The sequence below is a fragment of the Pseudomonas sp. BF-R-24 genome (genome assembly GCF_019947335.1).
Classification (GTDB): Bacteria; Pseudomonadota; Gammaproteobacteria; order Pseudomonadales; family Pseudomonadaceae; genus Aquipseudomonas; species Aquipseudomonas jessenii.
In genome coordinates, this window is sequence record NZ_JAGYGG010000003.1 from 225,377 (window position 1) to 246,272 (window position 20,896).

The window sequence follows — 20,896 nt, forward strand, 5'->3', positions numbered from 1 at the left end:
TCAGAACGTTGCTTGGTGTGCGTTCCGGGGTTGCCAACAGGGTATGCCGAAATGGCCGAGCAGTTCCGCGGTTTCGCAAAGCGGTAGTCCGACCACCGCTGAATAACTTCCATCGAGCCCGGCGACAAACACCGCACCCAGTCCTTGAATGCCATAACCGCCCGCCTTGTCCCGTGGTTCGCCGCTGGCCCAGTAGGCTGCGGCTTCCTCACGACTGATATCTCGAAAACGCACCCGGCTGGTGACAACCCGGGATTCGCAACGTCCGCCATCGAGCACGGCAATCGCGGTCAGGACTTCATGTTCACACCCTGACAGCATCGTCAGCATGGCGCACGCATCCGCTTGATCAACCGGTTTGCCGAGAATTTTTCCATCGAGCACCACGGCGGTATCGGCACCGAGCACGCAGAATGGTTCGTCAGACACGACGACGCCGCGCCCGGCCTCGGCCTTGCCGCGAGCCAGACGCTCGACGTAGGCCGATGGGGATTCTTGAGCTAAAGGAGTTTCATCGATGTCCGCACTGACGGCGCAGAACGCAACGCCGATCTGCGTGAGCAATTCACGTCGACGCGGTGAACCAGAGGCGAGGTACAACCGTTTCATCAAGACCTCTCCCTGTCCAATGCCTGAGCGAATTAATTGATTTTGTAGCGTCGACGCAGTCCGCGCAAACCGAAACTGATCCAGGGCCAGAGCAGCGCACTGACCAGTGCCGGCAGCACCAGCGCCAACGTCGGCTGACGATTGCCGGTCAAGGCACTGAGCCACAGCTGTACTAGCTGGGCGAGGCCGAAGATCACCAGGATCACCAAGCTCTGCTGCCACATCGGGAACATCCGCAGGCGTTGCTGCAGCGCCAGCACCAGATAGGTGATGAGCGTCAGGATCAAGGCATTCTGACCCAGCAAGGTACCGTAGAGCACGTCTTCAGCCAGCCCCAGGCAAAACGCCGTCACCATCCCGACGGTCTGCGGCAGGTTCAACGCCCAGAATGCCAGCAACAAGGCCAGCCACAGCGGGCGCAGGATTTCCATGAATTGCGGCAGAGGCGAAACGCTCAACAGCAGACCGACGGCGAACGTCAGCCAGACTATCCAGCCGTTTCGGGATGCTTTCACACCGCCCATTATTCTCTCCCCACTGGAGTGACCGGCGCGGACACTGGCGGTTTGGCGGCAGGCTTCGCGGCAGCGGGTTGCGCCGCCGGCGGTTTAGCCGCCGCAGCATGCGAGGCCGCAGGCTTGGCTGGCGTGGTGGTTGGCTTGGCTGGCGCGGTGGCCGCAGGCGCCGCCGTCGCAGGAATCGCCGGTGCGGCGGCCGGTACAGCGGGTACCGCGGGGCTGACCGGTTTCGGAACCGTCGACGGAATGATCGGCCCACCGCCCTGCGCATCCAGGCTTTCCTGGGCCTGGGCGGCAGCGTTGACGCGCTCTTCGGCAGTCCGGTTGTCGCTGAACACCAGCAACAGGTAACGGCTACGGTTCAAGGCGGCGGTCGGAACGGCGCGGACAATGGCAAACGGTTGGCCGGAATCGTGAATCACTTCCTTGACCGTCGCCACCGGATAACCCGCCGGGAAACGCTGACCGAGGCCGGAGCTGACCAGCAGGTCGCCCTCCTTGATGTCGGCGGTATCGGCCACATGCCGCAACTCGAGACGTTCCGGGTTGCCGGTGCCGCTGGCAATCGCCCGCAAACCGTTACGGTTCACCTGCACCGGAATGCTGTGGGTGGTATCGGTCAGCAGCAAGACGCGGGAGGTGTAGGGCATCAACTCGACCACCTGCCCCATCAGGCCACGGGCATCGAGTACCGGCTGACCGAGGACCACGCCATCGCGCTCACCTTTATTGATGATGATGCGATGGGTGAAGGGGTTGGGGTCCATGCCGATCAACTCGGCCACTTCGACCTTCTCGTTGACCAGGGCCGAAGAGTTGAGCAACTCGCGCAGCCGAACGTTCTGCTCGGTCAGGGCGGCAAGCTTCTGCATGCGCCCCTGCAACAGCAGGTTCTCGGTCTTGAGTTTTTCGTTTTCGGCGACGAGTTCGGTCCGGCTGCCAAACTGACTGGCAACGCCTTCCCACAGTCGTCCGGGCAGGTCGGTGATCCAGTAGGCGTCCATCAGCACCAGCGACATCTGGCTGCGTGCAGGCTTGAGCAGACTGAAACGGGCATCGACCACCATCAGCGCGACCGATAGCACGACCAGCACCAACAGGCGCACGCCAAGTGAAGGGCCCTTGGTGAAAAGCGGTTTAATAAGCCGCTCCTCCCAGGCAAATGTTCTGTTTATTCATACGGCAGCAATCCGGCCTGGATGCAGACTGACAGAAGATAAACGCGAACAGGCAGCACTGCAAAGTGCTGCCTGCGCGCTCAACAGCATAGAGGCAATCCGGCGACTTATTCGCTGGAAAGCAGGTCCATGGTGTGTTTATCCATCATTTCCAATGCACGGCCACCGCCGCGAGCAACGCAGGTCAGCGGGTCTTCGGCAACGATCACCGGCAGACCGGTTTCCTGGGCCAGCAATTTGTCCAGGTCACGCAGCAAGGCGCCACCACCGGTCAGTACCAGGCCACGTTCGGCGATATCGGAAGCCAGCTCCGGAGGCGATTGCTCCAGGGCGCTTTTCACGGCCTGAACGATGGTTGCCAGGGACTCTTGCAGAGCTTCCAGCACTTCGTTGGAGTTCAGGGTGAATGCGCGTGGAACGCCTTCGGCCAGGTTACGGCCGCGAACGTCGACTTCGCGAACTTCGCCGCCCGGATACGCGGTACCGATTTCCTGCTTGATGCGCTCGGCGGTGGATTCACCGATCAGGCTGCCGTAGTTGCGACGCACGTAGGTGATGATCGCTTCGTCGAAGCGGTCGCCGCCCACACGTACGGATTCGGCGTAAACCACACCGTTCAGGGAGATCAGCGCGATTTCAGTGGTACCGCCACCGATATCCACGACCATCGAACCGCGAGCTTCTTCAACCGGCAGGCCGGCACCGATCGCAGCGGCCATTGGCTCTTCGATCAGGAACACTTCACGGGCACCGGCGCCAAGGGCCGATTCACGGATGGCACGACGCTCAACCTGGGTGGATTTGCATGGAACGCAGATCAACACGCGTGGGCTAGGCTGCAGGAAGCTGTTTTCGTGAACCTTGTTGATGAAGTACTGCAGCATTTTTTCGCACACGCTGAAGTCGGCGATCACGCCGTCTTTCATCGGACGAATGGCAGCAATGTTGCCCGGCGTACGACCCAGCATGCGCTTGGCTTCGGTGCCGACAGCAACGACACTTTTCTGGTTACCGTGTGTCCGAATGGCCACAACGGAGGGCTCATTCAGGACGATACCGCGCTCGCGCACGTAAATAAGGGTGTTGGCAGTGCCCAGGTCAATGGAAAGATCGCTGGAAAACATGCCACGCAGTTTCTTGAACATGGGAAAGGGACCCTAGGCAACGCGTGGGTAAAAAAGTGCGGCAAACTCTAACAACGACAGGGATTTTGGGCAAGGCGCCAATATGTTAAATTGGCCGCTTTTCTGTGCACCAAGCCCCACAATCGCGGCCTTATGACCGTAGAAGTGCGGTAGTGTTCCGACAATCTAACACACGGACGCCGTCCGTTTTGTTTTCCACTGGAGAATCCCAATGGCGCTTGAACGCTCCGACGTGGAAAAAATCGCTCATCTGGCCTGCCTTGGCCTTAATGATGCCGATCTTCCACACATCACTTCGGCCCTTAACAGCATTCTCGGGCTGGTCGACGAAATGCAGGCGGTCAATACCGATGGTATCGAACCGCTGGCCCACCCACTGGAAGCCAGCCAGCGCCTGCGCGCAGACGTCGTGACCGAGACCAATCACCGCGAGGCCTACCAGTCCATCGCACCAGCGGTCGAAAACGGCCTGTACCTGGTTCCGAAAGTCATCGACTAATAGGGAAAGAGCCTGCAATGCATCAATTGACTCTGGCCGAGATCGCCCGCGGACTCGCCGATAAAAAGTTTTCCTCCGAAGAGCTGACCAAGGTCCTGCTGGCGCGCATCGCCCAGCTTGATCCGCAGCTCAACAGTTTCATCAGCCTCACCGAAGACCTGGCGCTGACGCAGGCGAAAGCCGCTGACGCCCGCCGGGCCAATGGTGAGAGCGGCGCCCTGCTCGGCGCGCCGATCGCCCACAAGGACCTGTTCTGCACCCAGGGCATTCGCACCAGCTGCGGCTCGAAGATGCTCGACAACTTCAAGGCCCCGTACGACGCCACCGTCGTCGCCAAGCTGGCCGCTGCCGGCGCCGTGACTCTGGGCAAGACCAACATGGACGAGTTCGCCATGGGTTCGGCCAACGAGTCGAGCTATTACGGCGCGGTGAAAAACCCGTGGAACCTGGAACACGTTCCGGGTGGTTCGTCCGGCGGTTCGGCGGCGGCGGTTGCCGCTCGTCTGCTGCCTGCGGCTACCGGCACCGACACTGGCGGCTCGATCCGCCAGCCAGCGGCATTGACCAACCTCACCGGCCTGAAACCGACGTACGGTCGCGTATCGCGCTGGGGCATGATCGCTTACGCCTCCAGCCTCGATCAGGGCGGCCCGTTGGCGCGCACTGCCGAAGACTGCGCGATTTTGTTGCAAGGTATGGCCGGCTTCGATCCGAACGACTCCACCAGCATCGACGAACCCGTGCCGGACTACAGCGCCAGCCTCAACGGTTCGCTGCAAGGCCTGCGTATCGGTGTGCCGAAAGAGTACTTCAGCGCCGGTCTCGACCCGCGCATTGCCGACCTGGTCATGGCCAGCGTCGAAGAGCTGAAAAAACTCGGCGCCGTGGTCAAGGAAATCAGCCTGCCGAACATGCAGCACGCGATTCCTGCGTACTACGTGATCGCCCCGGCGGAAGCGTCCTCCAACCTGTCGCGTTTCGACGGCGTACGTTTCGGCTACCGTTGCGCAGACCCGAAAAACCTGGAAGACCTGTACAAGCGCTCCCGTGGCGAAGGTTTCGGGACAGAAGTGCAGCGCCGGATCATGGTCGGTGCCTACGCCCTGTCCGCCGGTTACTACGACGCCTACTACCTGAAGGCGCAGAAGATACGTCGCTTGATCAAGAACGACTTCATGGCCGCCTTCAATGAGGTCGACATCATCCTCGGCCCAACCACGCCGAACCCGGCCTGGAAGCTTGGCGCCAAGAACAGCGACCCGGTCGCTGCGTACCTGGAAGACGTCTACACCATCACCGCCAACCTCGCAGGCCTGCCCGGCCTGTCGATGCCGGCCGGTTTTGTCGACGGCCTGCCGGTCGGCGTGCAATTGCTCGCTCCGTATTTCCAGGAGGGTCGCCTGTTGAACGTTGCCCACCAGTATCAGTTGAACACTGACTGGCACACCCGCACCCCAACCGGCTTCTGAGGAGACACACATGCAATGGGAAGTCGTGATCGGGCTGGAGATTCATACCCAGCTCACCACCCGGTCGAAAATCTTTTCCGGTAGTTCCACCACCTTCGGTTCCGAGCCGAACACCCAGGCCAGCCTGGTAGACCTGGGCATGCCGGGCGTATTGCCGGTGCTGAACCAGGAAGCGGTACGCATGGCGGTGATGTTCGGTCTGGCGATTGACGCCGAGATCGGCCAGCACAACGTGTTCGCCCGTAAAAACTACTTCTACCCGGATTTGCCCAAGGGCTACCAGATCAGCCAGATGGAGCTGCCGATCGTCGGCAAGGGCCACCTGGACATCGCCCTCGAGGACGGCACGGTCAAACGTGTCGGCATCACCCGCGCGCACCTGGAAGAAGACGCCGGCAAGAGCCTGCACGAAGAATTCAGCGGCGCCACCGGCATCGACCTGAACCGTGCCGGCACGCCGCTGCTGGAAATCGTTTCCGAGCCGGACATGCGCAGTGCCAAGGAAGCCGTGGCTTATGTCAAGGCGATCCACGCCCTGGTGCGTTACTTAGGGATCTGCGACGGCAACATGGCTGAAGGTTCGCTGCGTTGCGACTGCAACGTGTCGATCCGCCCGAAAGGTCAGGTCGAGTTCGGCACCCGCTGCGAGATCAAGAACGTCAACTCGTTCCGCTTCATCGAGAAGGCGATCAACAGCGAAATCCAGCGTCAGATCGAATTGATCGAAGACGGCGGCAAGGTGATTCAGCAGACTCGCCTGTACGACCCGAACAAGGACGAGACCCGTCCAATGCGCAGCAAAGAGGAAGCCAACGACTACCGTTACTTCCCCGATCCGGACCTGCTGCCGGTGGTCATCGAGAACTCCTTCCTCGACGACGTGCGCGCCACCCTGCCGGAATTGCCACCGCAAAAGCGCGAGCGCTTCCAGGAGCAGTTCGGTCTGTCGGTCTACGACGCCAGCGTGCTGGCCACCAGCCGCGAGCAAGCCGATTACTTCGAGAAAGTCGCGAGCATCGGCGGCGACGCCAAACTGGCGGCGAACTGGGTGATGGTCGAGTTGGGCAGCCTGCTCAACAAGCAAGGCCTGGACATCGAAGAGTCGCCGGTTTCCGCCGAGCTTCTGGGCGGCATGCTGCTGCGCATCAAGGACAACACTATCTCCGGCAAGATCGCCAAAGTGGTGTTTGAAGCGATGGCCAACGGCGAAGGCAGCGCAGACGAGATCATCGACAAGCGCGGCCTCAAGCAAGTGACCGACACCGGCGCCATCTCGGCGGTGCTGGACGAAATGCTCGCGGCCAACGCCGAGCAGGTCGAACAATACCGCGCGGCAGACGAAGCCAAGCGCGGCAAGATGTTCGGCTTCTTCGTCGGTCAGGCCATGAAAGCCTCCAAAGGCAAGGCCAACCCGCAACAGGTCAACGAACTGCTCAAAAGCAAGCTCGAAGGCTGATGAGAATGGAGCCAGCCCGACTCACTGGCTCCATTCCCCTGTGGGAGCGGGCTTGCTCGCGAATGCGGTTCGGCACTCAATTCAATGTTGACTGTCAGAATGCATTCGCGAGCAAGCCCGCTCCCACATTTGTTTTTTGGAACACCCAAATGAAACGTCTGCTCGGCGCCTGCGCCCTCCTTTCGCTCCTGGCCGGTTGCGCCAGCACCGACACCGTCGATCCGCATGGCTACGACAAAACCGGCGTGGCTTCGTACTACGGCGCCAAACACCAAGGCAAACGCACCGCCAACGGCGAGCGTTTCAACATGAATTCCATGACCGCCGCCCATCGCCAGCTACCCTTCGGTACACGGGTGAAGGTCACCAATCTGAATAACGACAAATCCTGCGTGGTGCGCATCAATGATCGCGGGCCGCACACCCGGGGCCGCCTGATCGACCTGTCCAAGGAAGCCGCCGAGCGCCTGGGCATGCTGCGCAGCGGCACCGCGCGGGTTCGCGTGCAAGCCCTCGACGACTGACCGATGGAGCCCCGATCATTTTCGGATTAGCCGATTTACCCCTGATCAGCGTGATCGAATTGCTCAGCGGATTGCTCCTGCTGATTGTCGGCGCCGAATTGATGGTGCGCGCCGCCGTACGCATCGCCGCACGGTTGCACGTACGACCGCTGATCATCGGCCTGACCATCGTTGCCCTCGGCAGCAGCGCACCGCAGATGGCGGTCAGCCTGCAAGCGACCCTGGCGCACAATGCCGACATCGCCGTCGGCAGTGTGATCGGCAGCAGCATTTTCAACATCCTCGTCACCCTCGGGTTGTCTGCGCTGATCATTCCGCTGCGGGTTTCCCGACAATTGGTGCGTCTGGATATTCCGTTGATGATCGGCGCCAGCCTGTTGGTGTTCGTACTCGCCTGGAATGAAGAACTGACCCGGGCCGACGGCGTGATGTTGCTGACGGCTCTGGCGATTTACCTGGGCTTGTTGCTGCGTCAGTCGCGACACTCGGCACGCCCGGTATCGAGCCATGATCACAACGGCCAGGCGCCATGGCTGAGCAGCCTGCTGATGATCGTCGCCGGACTGGCGATGCTGGTGTACGCAGGGCACTTGCTGCTGGGGGCGGCCGTTGCGGTCGCTACCGACCTTGGGTTGTCGGAGCGGATCATCGGCCTGACCATCGTCGCCGTCAGCACCTCACTGCCTGAGCTCGCCACTTCGTTGATCGCGGCTATACGCGGCGAACGCGATATTGCCGTGGGCAACGTGATTGGCAGCAACCTGTTCAACCTCCTGGGCGTGCTCGGCTTTACCGCGCTCGTGGCACCGTCACCGTTGTCGGTGTCGCCCAACGCCCTGGATTTCGACCTGCCGGTGATGCTCGGCATCGCGGCGCTGTGCCTGCCGGTGTTCTACTCCGGCTATCGGGTGACCCGCGCCGAAGGCCTGCTGTTTCTGGGTTTGTACCTGGCGTATGGGCTGCACGTGGTGTCGTTCACCACCGGCATGCCACTGGCCGGCAAGCTGGAACACTTGATGCTGTTATTCGTCCTGCCAGCGCTGGTAGCGTTTTTGCTGTTCACGTCACTACGCGCCTGGCGTCGCCAACACCATAAGAAGGAAGTCCCATGACCGAGAATAAAAAACCCGGCGTTGAAGTCCGCCGCCAAGTGATGGGCGACGCCTTCGTCGACCGCGCACTGGGCAACGCCACCGAGTTCACCCAGCCGCTGCAGGACTTCGTCAATGAACACGCCTGGGGCGGCGTGTGGAATCGCGAAGGCCTGCCGCTGAAAACCCGCAGCCTGATCACCCTTGCCGCCCTGACTGCACTCAAGTGCCCGCAGGAGCTGAAAGGTCACGTGCGCGGTGCGCTGAACAACGGCTGCACTGTGGATGAGATTCGCGAGGCGCTGCTGCATTGCGCGGTGTATGCCGGTGTGCCGGCGGCGATTGATGCGTTTCGGGCGGCGCAGGAAGTGATCGACAGTTACCAGAAGCCAGAGTGAGTCATTGAAATTCAGGCGGCCTGATCTGGCGCCATCGCGAGCAAGCTCGCTCCCACAGGGGATCTTCGGTGTGAATAGAATTTGATCAACAACAAAGAAACCTGTGGGAGCGAGCTTGCTCGCGATGAGACCCTAAAGCACAGCGACAATCCGGAAGCTAAATCCACCCACCCCACTGCAACAAAAAGACCCCGATATTGGTGGTCACCGCCGCCATCAACGTGGTGATCACGATAATCGCCGCCGCCAGTTCGTGATTGCCATCCGCCGCCCGGGCCATGACGAAACTGGCCGCTGCTGTCGGGCTGCCGAAGTACAAAAACAGAATCCCCAGCTCCGCACCACGGAAGCCCCAGAGCCACGCACCGAGTGTCGCCAGGATCGGCAGACCGAGCATTTTCACCAGGCTCGAACTGAACGCCATCGAACCGCTTTTGCGCAGCGCCGCCAGCGACAGCGTGCCGCCGATGCAGATCAGCGCCAGCGGCAACGTGGTTTGCGCCAGGTACTGGCCGGAGGTTTCCAGCCAACCGGGCAAGCCGATCTTGAAGTAGGCGAAGGGTGCAGCCGCAATCACGCTGATGATCAGCGGATTGCTGAACACGCTTTTGCAGATGCTCCACGGATCGGACTTGATCACCGGGCTGTACACCGCCAGCACGATGGTCGAAAGGGTGTTGTAGAACAGGATCACCAGCGCCGCCAGGATCGCTCCGAGGGAAATCCCGTAGTCGCCGTACATGCTTGCCGCCAGCGCCAGGCCAATGACCCCGTTGTTACCGCGAAAGGCACCTTGGGTGTAGATCCCCCGATCTTCCCGCGGGCACTTCCAGATCGCCCAAACCCAGGCGATGGCAAAACACACCAGGGTCGCAAGGGAAAAATAGATCAGCAGCGCCGGCTGCAACGCCGCGTGCAGGTCGGCATGCAGGATGCCCAAAAACAGCAACGCCGGCATGGTGACGTTGAACACCAATGCTGACGCGGTGTGGATGAAATTGTCGTTGATCCAGTCGATGCGCTTGAGCAGCACCCCCAGAAACAGCATGACGAACACCGGCGCGGTGATGTTCAGGGTTTCGAGGAAAATTGCCAGCATGCCGGGAGGACCTTGGGGTGGGCGTCGTTAGGGGGCTAATGATAAGCCACTGAAGACTTCGGCGCCTGCTGGATCGCCTTCGCGAGCAAGCCCGCTCCCACATTTGATCAGTGTCGAACACAAAATCTGTGCACGGCGAAAAACCAGTGTGGGAGCGGGCTTGCTCGCGAAGCAGGCGACTCGGTCTTAAGTGATCGGCGCCGGATTGAACAGGGTGATGTCGTTATGCAGTTTGTGCTGCTCGGCCCACGTCTGCTTCTTGCCGCTCGCCACGTCCAGATAGTAGTGGAACAACTCCCAGCCAAGATCTTCGATGGAAGCGCGGCCGGTGGCAATGCGCCCTGCGTCGATGTCGATCAGGTCCGGCCAGCGTTGCGCCAGTTCGGTCCGGGTAGAGACCTTCACCACCGGCGCCATGGCCAGCCCGTAAGGCGTGCCACGACCGGTGGTGAACACGTGCAGGTTCATCCCCGCCGCCAACTGCAAGGTCCCGCAGACAAAGTCGCTGGCCGGGGTCGCGCAGAAGATCAGGCCTTTGCGCTTGAAACGCTCGCCAGGGCCAAGCACGCCGTTGATCGCGCTGCTGCCGGACTTGACGATCGATCCCAGGGATTTCTCGACAATGTTCGACAACCCGCCCTTCTTGTTGCCCGGCGTGGTGTTGGCACTACGATCCGCCTCGCCCTTGGCCAGGTAGCGGTCGTACCAGTCCATTTCCCGTACCAGCTCCTGGGCGACGTCCTGGTTTTCCGCGCGGGAGGTCAGCAGATAAATCGCATCGCGCACTTCGGTGACTTCGGAGAACATCACCGTCGCACCGGCCCGCAGCAGCAGGTCAGAGGCATAACCGAGCGCCGGGTTGGCGGTGATGCCGGAGAACGCATCACTGCCACCGCATTGCATGCCCAGGATCAACTCGGATGCCGGCACGGTTTCCCGACGACGTTGATCGAGCTTCTTCAAGCGCGTCTCGGCCAGTTCCATGATCTGCTCGATCATCTCGGTGAAGCCGTGACTGGAATCCTGCAAGCGGTACAGCCATGGCTCGCTCAAATCCACCGAGCTGTCGTTCTCGTGCATCACTTGCCCGGCCTGCAATTTCTCGCAGCCCAGGCTGATCACCAAGGCTTCGCCACCCAGGTTCGGGTTGCGTGCCAGGTTGCGCACGGTGCGGATCGGGATGTACGCGTCGGTGGCGGTGATGGCCACGCCACAGCCGTAGCTGTGGGTCAGCGCCACCACATCATCGACGTGCGGGTACTTGGGCAGCAGCTCGTCCTTGATGCGCTTAACCGCATGATCCAGCACTCCGGTCACGCACTGCACGGTGGTAGTGATGCCAAGAATGTTGCGCGTGCCGACGGTGCCGTCGGCATTGCGATAACCCTCGAAGGTGAAGCCTTCCAGCGGTGCCTGCGCGACCGGCACGTCGGTGGACAGCGGCAGGCTGTCCAGCGGTGGCGCGGTCGGCATGCGCAGTTGATCTTCCTTGACCCAACTGCCTCGGGGAATCGGCTGCAAGGCATAACCAATGACCTGGCCATAACGAATCACCTGGCCACCTTCGGGAATGTCTTCCAGGGTGACCTTGTGGCTCTGCGGCACGAAATCCACGGTAACCAGACCGTCCGCAAACTCGGTGCCGGCCGGTACGCCCTGATCATTGACCACGATCACTACGTTGTCCCGCTCGTGCAGGCGGATGTAGCGCGGCGAGTCGGAATGTTCAATCAACTGCATGACGCCGCTCCTCAGGAATGCGCTTGAGACAATTTGCCTGGGGCTTCAGTACCGTTCGCTGGTGGTTCTTTGAGCACCACGCGCTTGATCGGGCCCACGATCACCAGGTAGCTGAACACCGCAACCAGTGCGTTGCAACCGACGAACACCAACGCCCACTTGAATGAACCGGTGGAGCTGATGATGTAACCGATCACGATTGGAGTGGTGATCGAAGCAATGTTACCGAAGGTGTTGAACAGGCCACCGCTCAGACCGGCGATCTGCTTCGGCGAAGTGTCGGACACCACGGCCCAGCCCAGTGCGCCGACGCCTTTGCCGAAGAACGCCAGGGCCATGAAGCCGACGACCATCCATTCTACGTCCACGTAGTTGCACGCCACGATGCTGCTGGAAACCAGCAGGCCAGCAATGATCGGCGCCTTGCGGGCGAAGGTCAGGGAATGGCCCTTGCGCAACAGGTAATCGGAAATCACCCCGCCGAGTACACCACCGATGAAGCCGCAGATTGCCGGCAAGGACGCGATGAAACCGGCCTTGAGGATGGTCATGCCGCGCTCCTGCACCAGGTACACCGGGAACCAGGTCAGGAAGAAGTAAGTGATGCCATTGATGCAGTACTGGCCCAGGTACACGCCGAGCATCATGCGGTTGGTCAGTAACTGGCGGATGTAATCCCACTTCGGACCGTCGGACTTCTTGCCCTTCTGGTCCATGTCGACCATGCCGCCGTTTTCGGAGATGTGCTTGAACTCAGCATCGTTGATCCGTGGGTGTTCGCGCGGGCTGTAGATCACTTTCAGCCAGACCAGCGAGAAGATGATGCCCAGGATACCCATGACGATGAACACGTGCTCCCAGCCGAAGGAATAGACGATCCAGCCCATCAGCGGAGCGAACAGCACGGTGGCGAAGTATTGCGCCGAGTTGAAGATCGCCGAGGCCGTACCGCGTTCAGCAGTCGGGAACCACGCCGCAACGATTCGGGCGTTACCAGGGAAAGACGGCGCTTCAGCCAGGCCCACCAGGAAGCGCAGCATGAACAGCGCAACCACCGCAGTGGACATGCCGAACTCACCGACGAAGCCTTGCAGCACGGTGAACAGCGACCAGGTGAAGATGCTCAATGCGTAGATTTTTTTCGAGCCAAAACGGTCCAGTAGCCAGCCGCCGGGGATTTGCCCGGCCACATAGGCCCAACCGAATGCGGAGAAGATGTAGCCGAGGGTCACGGCGTCGATGCCGAGGTCTTTTTGCAGGCTGGAGCCAGCGATTGCGATGGTAGCCCGGTCGGCGTAGTTGATTGTGGTCACCAGAAACAGCATGAGCAGGATCAAATAGCGGACGTGAGTCGGCTTCTGGGTCGATTGCATGTAGATGTACTCCCACTGATTATTTTTATGCGGGTAATAACGGTGCTTTGTAGGAGCGAGCTTGTTCGCGATGGTCGTCAACGATGACGCTGGACATCAGGCTGAACTTCGCGATCTCGAGACCATCGCGAGCAGAGCTCGCTCCTACAGGGAGCGCGGTATCGTTGCCAATACCGCGGTGTTTCTTGTTACGAACCGATGTAGCTGGTCTTCACGACCGTGTAGAACTCTTGCGCATAGCGACCTTGCTCACGTGATCCATAGGATGAACCTTTACGCCCACCGAACGGAACGTGGTAATCCACACCGGCGGTCGGCAGGTTGACCATCACCATCCCGGCCTGGGAGTGGCGTTTGAAGTGGTTGGCGTACTTCAGCGAGGTGGTGGCAATGCCCGCCGACAGCCCGAACTCGGTGTCGTTGGCCATGGCCAGCGCGGCTTCGTAATCGGCGACGCGGACGATGTTGGCCACCGGGCCGAAGATCTCTTCCTGGCTGATGCGCATCGAAGCTTCGCTGTCGGCAAACAGGGTTGGCGCGAGGAAGTAGCCCTCGGTGTCGCACGTCACCAGACCACCGCCGCTGACCAGACGCGCACCTTCGGACTGGCCGATGTCGATGTACTTCATGTCCTGCTCGAGTTGCGCTTGCGAGACCACCGGACCGATATCGGTACCCGCCTTCAATGCATGGCCGACCTTGATCGACTTCATGCGCTCGGCCATGGCTTCGACGAACTGGTCGTGAATCCCGGCGGTGACGATAAAGCGGCTGGAAGCGGTGCAACGCTGGCCGGTGGAGTAGAACGCGCTCTGCACTGACAACTCGACCGCTTGCTTGAGGTCGGCGTCGTCGAGAATGATCTGCGGGTTCTTGCCGCCCATTTCCAACTGGACTTTGGCCTGGCGCGATACACAGCTGACAGCGATCTGACGACCCACGCCCACGGAGCCTGTGAAGCTGATGCCGTCGACTTTCGGGCTGTGGACCAGTGCATCGCCCACCACGCGACCGCTGCCCATCACCAGGTTGAACACACCGGCCGGGAAGCCTGCGCGGGAGATGATTTCGGCCAGGGCCCAGGCGCAACCTGGAACCAGGTCTGCGGGTTTGAGCACGACGCAGTTGCCGTAGGCCAGGGCCGGGGCGATTTTCCATGCCGGGATGGCGATCGGGAAGTTCCACGGGGTGATCAGACCGACCACGCCCAAAGCTTCGCGAGTGACTTCAACGTTGACGCCCGGACGCACCGACGGCAGGTAGTCGCCGGACAGGCGCAGGCACTCGCCGGCGAAGAACTTGAAGATATTGCCGGCGCGGGTCACTTCGCCGATGGCTTCAGGCAGGGTCTTGCCCTCTTCCCGGGCCAGCAGGGTGCCGAGTTCTTCGCGACGGGCGAGGATCTCAGTGCCGACTTTATCCAGGGAATCGTGACGCGCCTGAATACCGGACGTGGACCAGGCCGGGAACGCGGCACGGGCGGCGTCGATGGCAGCGTGGACCTGAGCCAGATCAGCCTTGGCGTAGTCGCCGATGGCGTCGGTCAGTTCGGACGGGTTGATGTTGGTCGAATAATCGCCGCCGGCAACCCATTCGCCGTTGATGTAGTTATCGAAACGCTTTGTATCTGCCACTTTGAGATCTCCTCACGCAAAAGGCCGCTGATTGCTCAGCGGCCTTACTTGAACGGATGTGTTACTGCGCACCCTGCTTGTCGATCAGCGCGGCGAGCATTTCGTACTCTTCGCCGGTCAGATCGGTCAGCGGTGCACGCACAGGACCTGCGTCGTAGCCGGCAATTTTTGCCCCGGCCTTGACGATGCTTACGGCATAACCGGCTTTGCGGTTACGGATGTCCAGGTACGGCAGGAAGAAGTCGTCGATGATCTTGCCGACGGTGGCGTGATCTTCGCGAGCGATCGCGTGGTAGAAGTCCATCGCGGTTTTCGGAATGAAGTTGAACACCGCCGAGGAGTAGACCGGCACGCCCAGGGCCTTGTAGGCCGCGGCGTAGACTTCGGCGGTCGGCAAGCCACCCAGGTAGCTGAAGCGATCACCGAGGCGGCGACGGATCGACACCATCAACTCGATATCACCCAGGCCATCCTTGTAGCCGATCAGGTTCGGGCAGCGCTCGGCCAGACGTTCCAGCAGCGGCGCGGTCAGGCGGCAGACGTTACGGTTGTAGACCACCACGCCGATGTTGACCGACTTGCACACGGCTTCAACGTGGGCGGCAACGCCATCCTGGCTGGCTTCGGTCAGGTAGTGCGGCAGCAGCAGCAGACCTTTGGCGCCCAGACGCTCGGCTTCCTGTGCGTATTCGATCGCCTGGCGGGTCGAACCGCCGACACCCGCCAGGATTGGCACGCTGGTGGCGCAAGTGTCGACCGCAGTCTTGATGATTTGCGAATATTCGCTGGCCGCCAGAGAGAAGAACTCACCGGTGCCGCCTGCGGCGAACAGAGCCGAGGCGCCGTATGGGGCCAGCCATTCCAGACGCTTGATGTAACCCGCGCGGTTGAAGTCGCCCTGTGCATTGAAATCGGTAACCGGGAAAGACAGCAGACCGGAAGAGAGGATGGACTTCAGTTCTTGTGGATTCATTATTCGAACACCCTGGATTGCGACGTTGTGTGAGAAAACCGTTCAGCCTGCGCTGAAGTTGTAGGTCATCGTACAACTTAAAATACAACCGTCAACTGCATTTCATCGCTGCGGGTGAAAATTGTTGGACAAACGGATCAGGAAACCAGCAAATCAGAGGCTCTCCGACCTAAGAGCGCGGAGGAAAAAAGTCGCGACCGTAGGCGTATCAGAGATACGTTGTCAGAAGAGAAATCAGTAGGAACGAGGCTTTTTCTGGTGTGGCTTACGGCCCAATCGCGAGCAAGCTCGCTCCCACAGGGGGCTGTGTGTGATCTCGACTCTACGATCGACACAAGACACTGTGGGAGCGAGCTTGCTCGCGATGGCGGCAGATCAGGCGAGGGATTACCGGAGTCAGATTTCTTATCCGCGCTGCGCCTCAGCCTCTTCATGGGCATGACGCAACCGCTCACGGCTGTTGGTCAGGTGCAAACGCATGGCGGCCCGCGCCGCATCGGAATCCTGACGGGCAATGGCGTCGTAGATTTCTTCGTGCTCACGGCTCAGGCGACTCATGTAGTGCTGCTGGTCGTCATGGGCCAGACGCGCGGAGTTCAGCCGTGTGCGCGGAATGATGCTGGTGCCCAAGTGGGTCATGATGTCGGTGAAGTAGCGGTTGCCGGTGGACAGCGCGATTTCGAGGTGGAAGGCGAAGTCCGAAGCCACGGCGTCACTGGCGTGAGCGGCACTTTCATTCAACGCATCGAGGGCGGCGCGCATGTTGGCCAGTTGTTCCGGACTGCGACGTTGCGCCGCCAGCCCGGCAGACTCCACTTCCAGACTGATGCGCAGTTCCAGGATCGCCAGCACATCTCGCAGGGTTACCACAGTCGCCGGGTCGATACGGAAACCGCTCGGGCTCGGCGTGTCGAGCACGAAGGTGCCGATACCGTGGCGGGTTTCCACTTGCCCTGCCGCCTGCAAACGGGAAATCGCCTCGCGCACCACCGTGCGGCTGACACCATGGGCATCCATGATGGCCGACTCGGTGGGCAACTTGTCGCCACGCTTGAGATGGCCGTCGCGGATCTGCTCCGACAGCACCGTCACCAGTTCCTGAGCGAGGCTGCGGCGCTTGCGTGGGAGGCGTGGTACGTCGTTCGGGTTTTCCATGGTGAACATCTGTCTCGAAAAAATCGGCGGCTGAAACCGCATCATAGCTCAACGCGGTTGTACGATCACCACCACCCCTGCTCGCGATGGACTGGCAAGCGCCGCGTGTCTTCAGGAAGCACGCGTTATCGTTAGCCACCATCGCGAGCAAGCTCGCTCCTACGAGGGATTGTGGTGTTATGCAGTCACAGCCTGGTCCACCAGATGGCCATTCTCGATACGAATGTGCCGAGGGTGGAAGCGCTTCAGGCTGCTGCGATGGCCGACACTGACGATGCTCAGCCCCGGCAACTCGTCGATCAGCGCCTGATAAAGCGTGGCCTCGTCTTCTTCGTCCATCGCCGAGGTGGCCTCATCCATGTACAGCCATTGCGGTGCATAAAGCAGCGCACGGGCGAAGGCCAGGCGCTGCTGCTCACCCGGCGACAACATGCGCTGCCAGTGGTTGGCTTCGTCGAGACGGGCAATCAGGTGCGGCAAGCGACAGGTTTCCAGCACCTGCGCGTAGCGCTCGTTCGGATAGGTATCGCCGGGCTGTGGATAACTGAGGACATCACGCAGGGTGCCAATCGGCAAATACGGTTTTTGCGGCAGGAACAGGTAGCGCGCCGATGGCAGGCGAATACTGCCGTGGCCGGTCGGCCACAGATGCCCCATCGCCCGTAGCAGGGTCGATTTGCCGCTGCCGGAACGACCGCTGAGCATCACACGCTCGCCCTCCTTCACGGTCATGTCGGCGTTGGTCAGCAGGTGACGACCTTCAGCCAGGTCGAGGCCGAGATTGTGCACCTTCAGCACCGATCCCGAATTCTGGACGTCGATGGCAGGCGCACGTTCTTCGTTGTCACGCATGGCCTGGTGGAAGCTCAACAGACGATCGCAGGTGGCGCGCCAGGAAGCGAGGCTCTGGTAGGCACTGATAAACCAGCTGAAACTTTCCTGCACATTGCCGAACGCCGAGCTGATTTGCATCAGTTCGCCCAGTTCGATCTTGCCGGAAAGGTAACGCGGGGCGGCAACCATGAAGGGGAAGATGATCGCGGCCTGGCTGTAACCAGCGGTGAAGAACGTCAGGCGCTTGGACACCTTCATGATGTCCCAGAAGTTATGCCAGACCATCCCGAAGCGGCTGCTCAACCGGCGGTTTTCGTTCGGCTCTCCGTTGTACAACGCGATGCTTTCGGCATTCTCGCGAATTCGCACCATGGAGAAACGCAGGTCAGCTTCGAAGCGTTGTTGCTGGTTGTTCAGGCCGATCAGGCGACGACCGATCAAATGCGTCAACCAGCTGCCGACCACCGCGTAAACCAGCACGCACCAGAACATGTAGCCGGGAATGGTGATGCCGAATACTTCAATACTGCCCGACACGCCCCACAGGATGATCGAGAACGACACCAGACTGACGATATTGCGCAGCAGCCCGATACCCAGCTCAAGGGTGTTGGAGGTGAAGTTGTTGAGGTCTTCGGAAATCCGCTGGTCCGGGTTATCGGTGTAACCGCCCTGCTCCAGCTGGTAGTAGTTTTTGTCACCCAGCCAGCGGGTGAAATGCTTTTCGGTGAGCCATGCCCGCCAGCGGATCGTCAGCATCTGCGTCAGGTACAGCCGATACACCGCGCCGACGATCGCCACCGCAGCAATCCCGCAGAAATACAGGATCAGCCGCCAGAATGCCTCCTCGTCCTTTTGTTGCAGCGCGTTGTAGAAATCCTTGTACCAGGTGTTGAACCACACCGAGATCCCTACGCTGATCAGCGACAGCGCAATCACGGCGATCAGCAGAGTCCAGGCTTTGACCTTCTCTTCACTGCGCCAGTAAGGCGTGATCATCGCCCACACTTTGCGAAAAAACTGCCCGCGCACAGCGTCGTTGACCGCGGAATACTCAGCGTTCTGATTCATGGATAAGGCTCGATAGAAAAAAGTACACACACGAACCGATCATAGATGATCGGTCCGGTTTTTCGCGAGATACGGCCCGCATTCGTTCAGCGCAGGTTCAGCGGCGAACGGGACGCTTCTGCAGTTTGCGCTGCAGGGTGCGGCGGTGCATGCCCAGGGCACGGGCGGTGGCGGAGATGTTGCCTTCGTGTTCGGTCAGCACGCGCTGGATGTGCTCCCACTGCAGGCGGTCCACGGACATCGGGTTTTCCGGCACCAGGCTGTCGAGGTCGGCGTGCTCGGACAGCAGCGCCGCCAGCACGTCGTCGGCGTCCGCCGGCTTGCACAGGTAGTTGCAGGCACCGCGCTTGATCGCCTCGACGGCAGTGGCAATGCTCGAGTAACCGGTGAGGATCACCACGCGCATTTCCGGGTCCATTTCCAGCAACTTGGGCAGCAGCACCAGGCCGGAATCACCGTCCATCTTCAGGTCCAGGGCGGCGTAATCCGGCAGATCGGCCTTGGCCAACTCCAGGCCTTCCTCGGCGGAACCGGCAGTGCTGACGCGAAAACCGCGGCGAGCCATGGCGCGGGCCATGACGCGGGTGAATGTGGCGTCGTCATCGACCAGCAACAAATGCGGCAGTTCTTCGCCTTCGACTTGGATCTCTTCACTCATGTTCGTCTCCTCGGGCGACACGGGGCAGGCGCAGCTCGGTGAGCGTGCCACCTTCCTCATGACTGTAGAGTTTCACTGAGCCGCCGGCGCGTGTCACGCTGGCCTTGCTCAAAAACAGGCCCAGGCCGAAGCCTTTGCCCTTGGTGGTAAAAAACGGCTTGCCGATTTGCTCGGCAATGGCCAGCGGCACACCGGCGCCATGGTCACGAATGCTGATGGTGAGGTTTTCCCAATCCCAGTCCAGCGTCACTTGCAGCCCTTCGGGGCAGGCATCGGCAGCGTTGTTCAACAGATTCAGCAAAGCCTGGGTCAGGTCCGGCGGCGGCGCCATCCGGGGGACCGGGCCCTGGCCGAGGCGCTGGAAGCGATAACTGGCTTCCGGACGCATCAGGTGCCAGCGATTGAGGGCTTCATCAAGCCAATCGGTGACGTCCTGCATCTCCACCGCCAACCGGCGATTGGCCTCGGCGGCGCGTACCAGATGCTGCAAGGTCTCTTTACACAGCTTGACCTGATCCTGCAGCACGCTCAGGTCGTCCTGCAACATCGGATCATGATGATCCTGGCGCATTTCCTTGAGTAGCACACTCATGGTCGCCAACGGCGTGCCCAGTTCATGGGCCGCACCGGCGGCCTGGGTGGCGACGGCCAGCAGTTGCTGATCGCGCAGGCCTTCTTCGCGGCGAATGGCGCGCAACTCTTCCTGACGACGCAGCTCTTCGGCCATGCGCGCGGCGAAAAACGTGATCACCGCTGCAGCCAGGGCGAAGCTCAGCCACATTCCGTACACCTGCAGGTTTTCCCGGGCGATCGGGAAGGTTTGCAGCGGGTAGAACTGCGCCAGCAACAGCGTGTACATCGTCAGCGCGATACCCGACAGGATCACCGAGTAACGCCACGGCAAGGTCACGGCGGCAATGGTCAGCGGCACCAGGTAATAGGAGACGAAGGGGTTGGTCGAGCCACCGGAGAAATACAGCAATGCGCTGTGGATAAACAGATCGCAGGCCAGTTGCACGGCGTATTCGAGCTCGGTCACCGGCCACGAGGTACGCAGACGAATGGCCGTGAACACGCACAGCAGCATTGAACATGCGAGCGTCGCCGCCAATTGAAACCAGGGCAGTGGCAGCAATTCGAGCCAGTAGGCCAGGCCAACGGAACCGGCCTGGGCGGCCAGCACCAACGTGCGGATGAACGTCAGCCGCCAGAGGTTCTGGCGAGTGGCGGAAGTGATTTGAACGGGGGCGAGCATGAGCTCTCCTGATGAGCGCTCCAGGCGGATCGCAGGGAGTATAACCAAGCGCGGGGGCTGACAGGCAAAAGTGCGGCAAACGGCCACAGTGCTACCCATAATTTCGCGGGCGATGACAACTGTGGCGAGGGGGCTTGCCCCCGTTGGACTGCGAAGCAGTCGCAAATAGGTCGATGCGGTCTAACTGTCATTACGCGGTGCAGGTTTTGGGACTGCT

General features: G+C 60.8%; 19 protein-coding genes. 6 read left to right on the forward strand and 13 right to left on the reverse strand.

Going from position 1 to position 20,896, the window contains the following annotated elements; genetic code table 11:
* From KGA98_RS03995 to mreB, 4 genes are all read right to left on the reverse strand, one after another.
* Window positions 1–609 (reverse strand): Maf family protein, encoded by a 609-nt coding sequence (locus tag KGA98_RS03995; RefSeq protein ID WP_090453079.1) that lies wholly within the window; start codon window positions 607–609, stop codon window positions 1–3.
* 32 nt (window positions 610–641) lie between these two features.
* Window positions 642–1,133: a rod shape-determining protein MreD gene (gene mreD, locus KGA98_RS04000; protein ID WP_007970244.1), complete on the reverse strand. Its 492-nt coding sequence runs from the start codon at window positions 1,131–1,133 to the stop codon at window positions 642–644.
* Entirely contained in the window at window positions 1,133–2,221 is a 1,089-nt protein-coding gene (gene mreC / locus KGA98_RS04005; protein WP_411736654.1) for a rod shape-determining protein MreC, read from the reverse strand. Before mreC ends, mreD begins: the two co-directional genes overlap by 1 nt.
* A 191-nt stretch (window positions 2,222–2,412) precedes the next feature.
* Window positions 2,413–3,450, reverse strand: a complete 1,038-nt coding sequence (gene mreB, locus KGA98_RS04010; protein WP_002555108.1) for a rod shape-determining protein MreB — start codon at window positions 3,448–3,450, stop codon at window positions 2,413–2,415.
* Window positions 3,451–3,661: 211 nt separating this feature from the next.
* On the opposite strand from mreB, the gene gatC reads away from it, so the two are divergent.
* From gatC to KGA98_RS04040, 6 genes are all read left to right on the forward strand, one after another.
* A complete protein-coding gene (gene gatC, locus KGA98_RS04015) occupies window positions 3,662–3,949 on the forward strand; it encodes an Asp-tRNA(Asn)/Glu-tRNA(Gln) amidotransferase subunit GatC (RefSeq protein WP_007901429.1) in 288 nt (95 codons plus the stop codon).
* Between the two features lie 17 nt (window positions 3,950–3,966).
* On the forward strand, window positions 3,967–5,418 hold the full coding sequence (gatA, locus tag KGA98_RS04020; RefSeq protein ID WP_057398872.1) for an Asp-tRNA(Asn)/Glu-tRNA(Gln) amidotransferase subunit GatA: 1,452 nt from the start codon (window positions 3,967–3,969) through the stop codon (window positions 5,416–5,418).
* Window positions 5,419–5,428: 10 nt separating this feature from the next.
* Window positions 5,429–6,874: an Asp-tRNA(Asn)/Glu-tRNA(Gln) amidotransferase subunit GatB gene (gene gatB / locus KGA98_RS04025; protein WP_057716433.1), complete on the forward strand. Its 1,446-nt coding sequence runs from the start codon at window positions 5,429–5,431 to the stop codon at window positions 6,872–6,874.
* Between the two features lie 149 nt (window positions 6,875–7,023).
* A complete protein-coding gene (locus KGA98_RS04030) occupies window positions 7,024–7,398 on the forward strand; it encodes a septal ring lytic transglycosylase RlpA family protein (protein WP_150812815.1) in 375 nt (124 codons plus the stop codon).
* Between the two features lie 50 nt (window positions 7,399–7,448).
* Complete coding sequence (locus KGA98_RS04035; RefSeq protein WP_223501390.1) at window positions 7,449–8,510, forward strand: calcium/sodium antiporter; 1,062 nt, start codon at window positions 7,449–7,451, stop codon at window positions 8,508–8,510.
* The gene (locus KGA98_RS04040; RefSeq protein ID WP_046040018.1) at window positions 8,507–8,887 is read left to right on the forward strand and encodes a carboxymuconolactone decarboxylase family protein; all 381 of its coding nucleotides are present in this window, start codon (window positions 8,507–8,509) and stop codon (window positions 8,885–8,887) included. Before KGA98_RS04035 ends, KGA98_RS04040 begins: the two co-directional genes overlap by 4 nt.
* A 157-nt stretch (window positions 8,888–9,044) precedes the next feature.
* Here KGA98_RS04040 and KGA98_RS04045 read toward each other — a convergent pair whose 3' ends face one another.
* The 9 genes from KGA98_RS04045 to KGA98_RS04085 all read right to left on the reverse strand — a co-directional run bounded on the left by KGA98_RS04045 (window position 9,045) and on the right by KGA98_RS04085 (window position 20,679).
* A complete protein-coding gene (locus tag KGA98_RS04045) occupies window positions 9,045–9,986 on the reverse strand; it encodes an AEC family transporter (RefSeq protein ID WP_223501399.1) in 942 nt (313 codons plus the stop codon).
* Window positions 9,987–10,172: 186 nt separating this feature from the next.
* A complete protein-coding gene (garD, locus tag KGA98_RS04050) occupies window positions 10,173–11,726 on the reverse strand; it encodes a galactarate dehydratase (RefSeq protein ID WP_218544026.1) in 1,554 nt (517 codons plus the stop codon).
* Between the two features lie 11 nt (window positions 11,727–11,737).
* Window positions 11,738–13,099 (reverse strand): MFS transporter, encoded by a 1,362-nt coding sequence (locus KGA98_RS04055; RefSeq protein ID WP_057716439.1) that lies wholly within the window; start codon window positions 13,097–13,099, stop codon window positions 11,738–11,740.
* A gap of 188 nt (window positions 13,100–13,287) precedes the next feature.
* Window positions 13,288–14,733, reverse strand: coding sequence for an aldehyde dehydrogenase family protein (locus tag KGA98_RS04060; protein WP_057716440.1), 1,446 nt, complete (start codon window positions 14,731–14,733; stop codon window positions 13,288–13,290).
* Between the two features lie 61 nt (window positions 14,734–14,794).
* Entirely contained in the window at window positions 14,795–15,706 is a 912-nt protein-coding gene (gene kdgD, locus KGA98_RS04065; RefSeq protein WP_057716441.1) for a 5-dehydro-4-deoxyglucarate dehydratase, read from the reverse strand.
* A gap of 405 nt (window positions 15,707–16,111) precedes the next feature.
* Window positions 16,112–16,861: a FadR/GntR family transcriptional regulator gene (locus tag KGA98_RS04070; protein ID WP_178081865.1), complete on the reverse strand. Its 750-nt coding sequence runs from the start codon at window positions 16,859–16,861 to the stop codon at window positions 16,112–16,114.
* Between the two features lie 177 nt (window positions 16,862–17,038).
* Complete coding sequence (locus KGA98_RS04075) at window positions 17,039–18,766, reverse strand: ABC transporter ATP-binding protein/permease (protein WP_057716442.1); 1,728 nt, start codon at window positions 18,764–18,766, stop codon at window positions 17,039–17,041.
* Between the two features lie 97 nt (window positions 18,767–18,863).
* Window positions 18,864–19,424, reverse strand: a complete 561-nt coding sequence (locus KGA98_RS04080; protein ID WP_007973041.1) for a response regulator transcription factor — start codon at window positions 19,422–19,424, stop codon at window positions 18,864–18,866.
* Window positions 19,417–20,679 (reverse strand): ATP-binding protein, encoded by a 1,263-nt coding sequence (locus KGA98_RS04085; RefSeq protein ID WP_057716443.1) that lies wholly within the window; start codon window positions 20,677–20,679, stop codon window positions 19,417–19,419. The genes KGA98_RS04080 and KGA98_RS04085 overlap by 8 nt, the downstream gene beginning before the upstream one ends.
* Window positions 20,680–20,896: the final 217 nt, after the last annotated feature.

Excerpts from the sequence above, each read along its gene's own strand:
- KGA98_RS04055 (WP_057716439.1), bottom strand. The coding sequence starts at position 13,099 with ATGCAATCGACCCAGAAGCCGACTCACGTCCGCTATTTGATCCTGCTC.
- KGA98_RS04040 (WP_046040018.1), top strand. The coding sequence starts at position 8,507 with ATGACCGAGAATAAAAAACCCGGCGTTGAAGTCCGCCGCCAAGTGATG.
- KGA98_RS03995 (WP_090453079.1), bottom strand. The coding sequence starts at position 609 with ATGAAACGGTTGTACCTCGCCTCTGGTTCACCGCGTCGACGTGAATTG.
- kdgD (WP_057716441.1), bottom strand. The coding sequence starts at position 15,706 with ATGAATCCACAAGAACTGAAGTCCATCCTCTCTTCCGGTCTGCTGTCT.
- gatC (WP_007901429.1), top strand. The coding sequence starts at position 3,662 with ATGGCGCTTGAACGCTCCGACGTGGAAAAAATCGCTCATCTGGCCTGC.
- mreD (WP_007970244.1), bottom strand. The coding sequence starts at position 1,133 with ATGGGCGGTGTGAAAGCATCCCGAAACGGCTGGATAGTCTGGCTGACG.
- KGA98_RS04085 (WP_057716443.1), bottom strand. The coding sequence starts at position 20,679 with ATGCTCGCCCCCGTTCAAATCACTTCCGCCACTCGCCAGAACCTCTGG.
- gatA (WP_057398872.1), top strand. The coding sequence starts at position 3,967 with ATGCATCAATTGACTCTGGCCGAGATCGCCCGCGGACTCGCCGATAAA.
- KGA98_RS04075 (WP_057716442.1), bottom strand. The coding sequence starts at position 18,766 with ATGAATCAGAACGCTGAGTATTCCGCGGTCAACGACGCTGTGCGCGGG.
- KGA98_RS04080 (WP_007973041.1), bottom strand. The coding sequence starts at position 19,424 with ATGAGTGAAGAGATCCAAGTCGAAGGCGAAGAACTGCCGCATTTGTTG.
- gatB (WP_057716433.1), top strand. The coding sequence starts at position 5,429 with ATGCAATGGGAAGTCGTGATCGGGCTGGAGATTCATACCCAGCTCACC.
- KGA98_RS04030 (WP_150812815.1), top strand. The coding sequence starts at position 7,024 with ATGAAACGTCTGCTCGGCGCCTGCGCCCTCCTTTCGCTCCTGGCCGGT.
- garD (WP_218544026.1), bottom strand. The coding sequence starts at position 11,726 with ATGCAGTTGATTGAACATTCCGACTCGCCGCGCTACATCCGCCTGCAC.
- mreB (WP_002555108.1), bottom strand. The coding sequence starts at position 3,450 with ATGTTCAAGAAACTGCGTGGCATGTTTTCCAGCGATCTTTCCATTGAC.
- KGA98_RS04045 (WP_223501399.1), bottom strand. The coding sequence starts at position 9,986 with ATGCTGGCAATTTTCCTCGAAACCCTGAACATCACCGCGCCGGTGTTC.
- KGA98_RS04070 (WP_178081865.1), bottom strand. The coding sequence starts at position 16,861 with ATGGAAAACCCGAACGACGTACCACGCCTCCCACGCAAGCGCCGCAGC.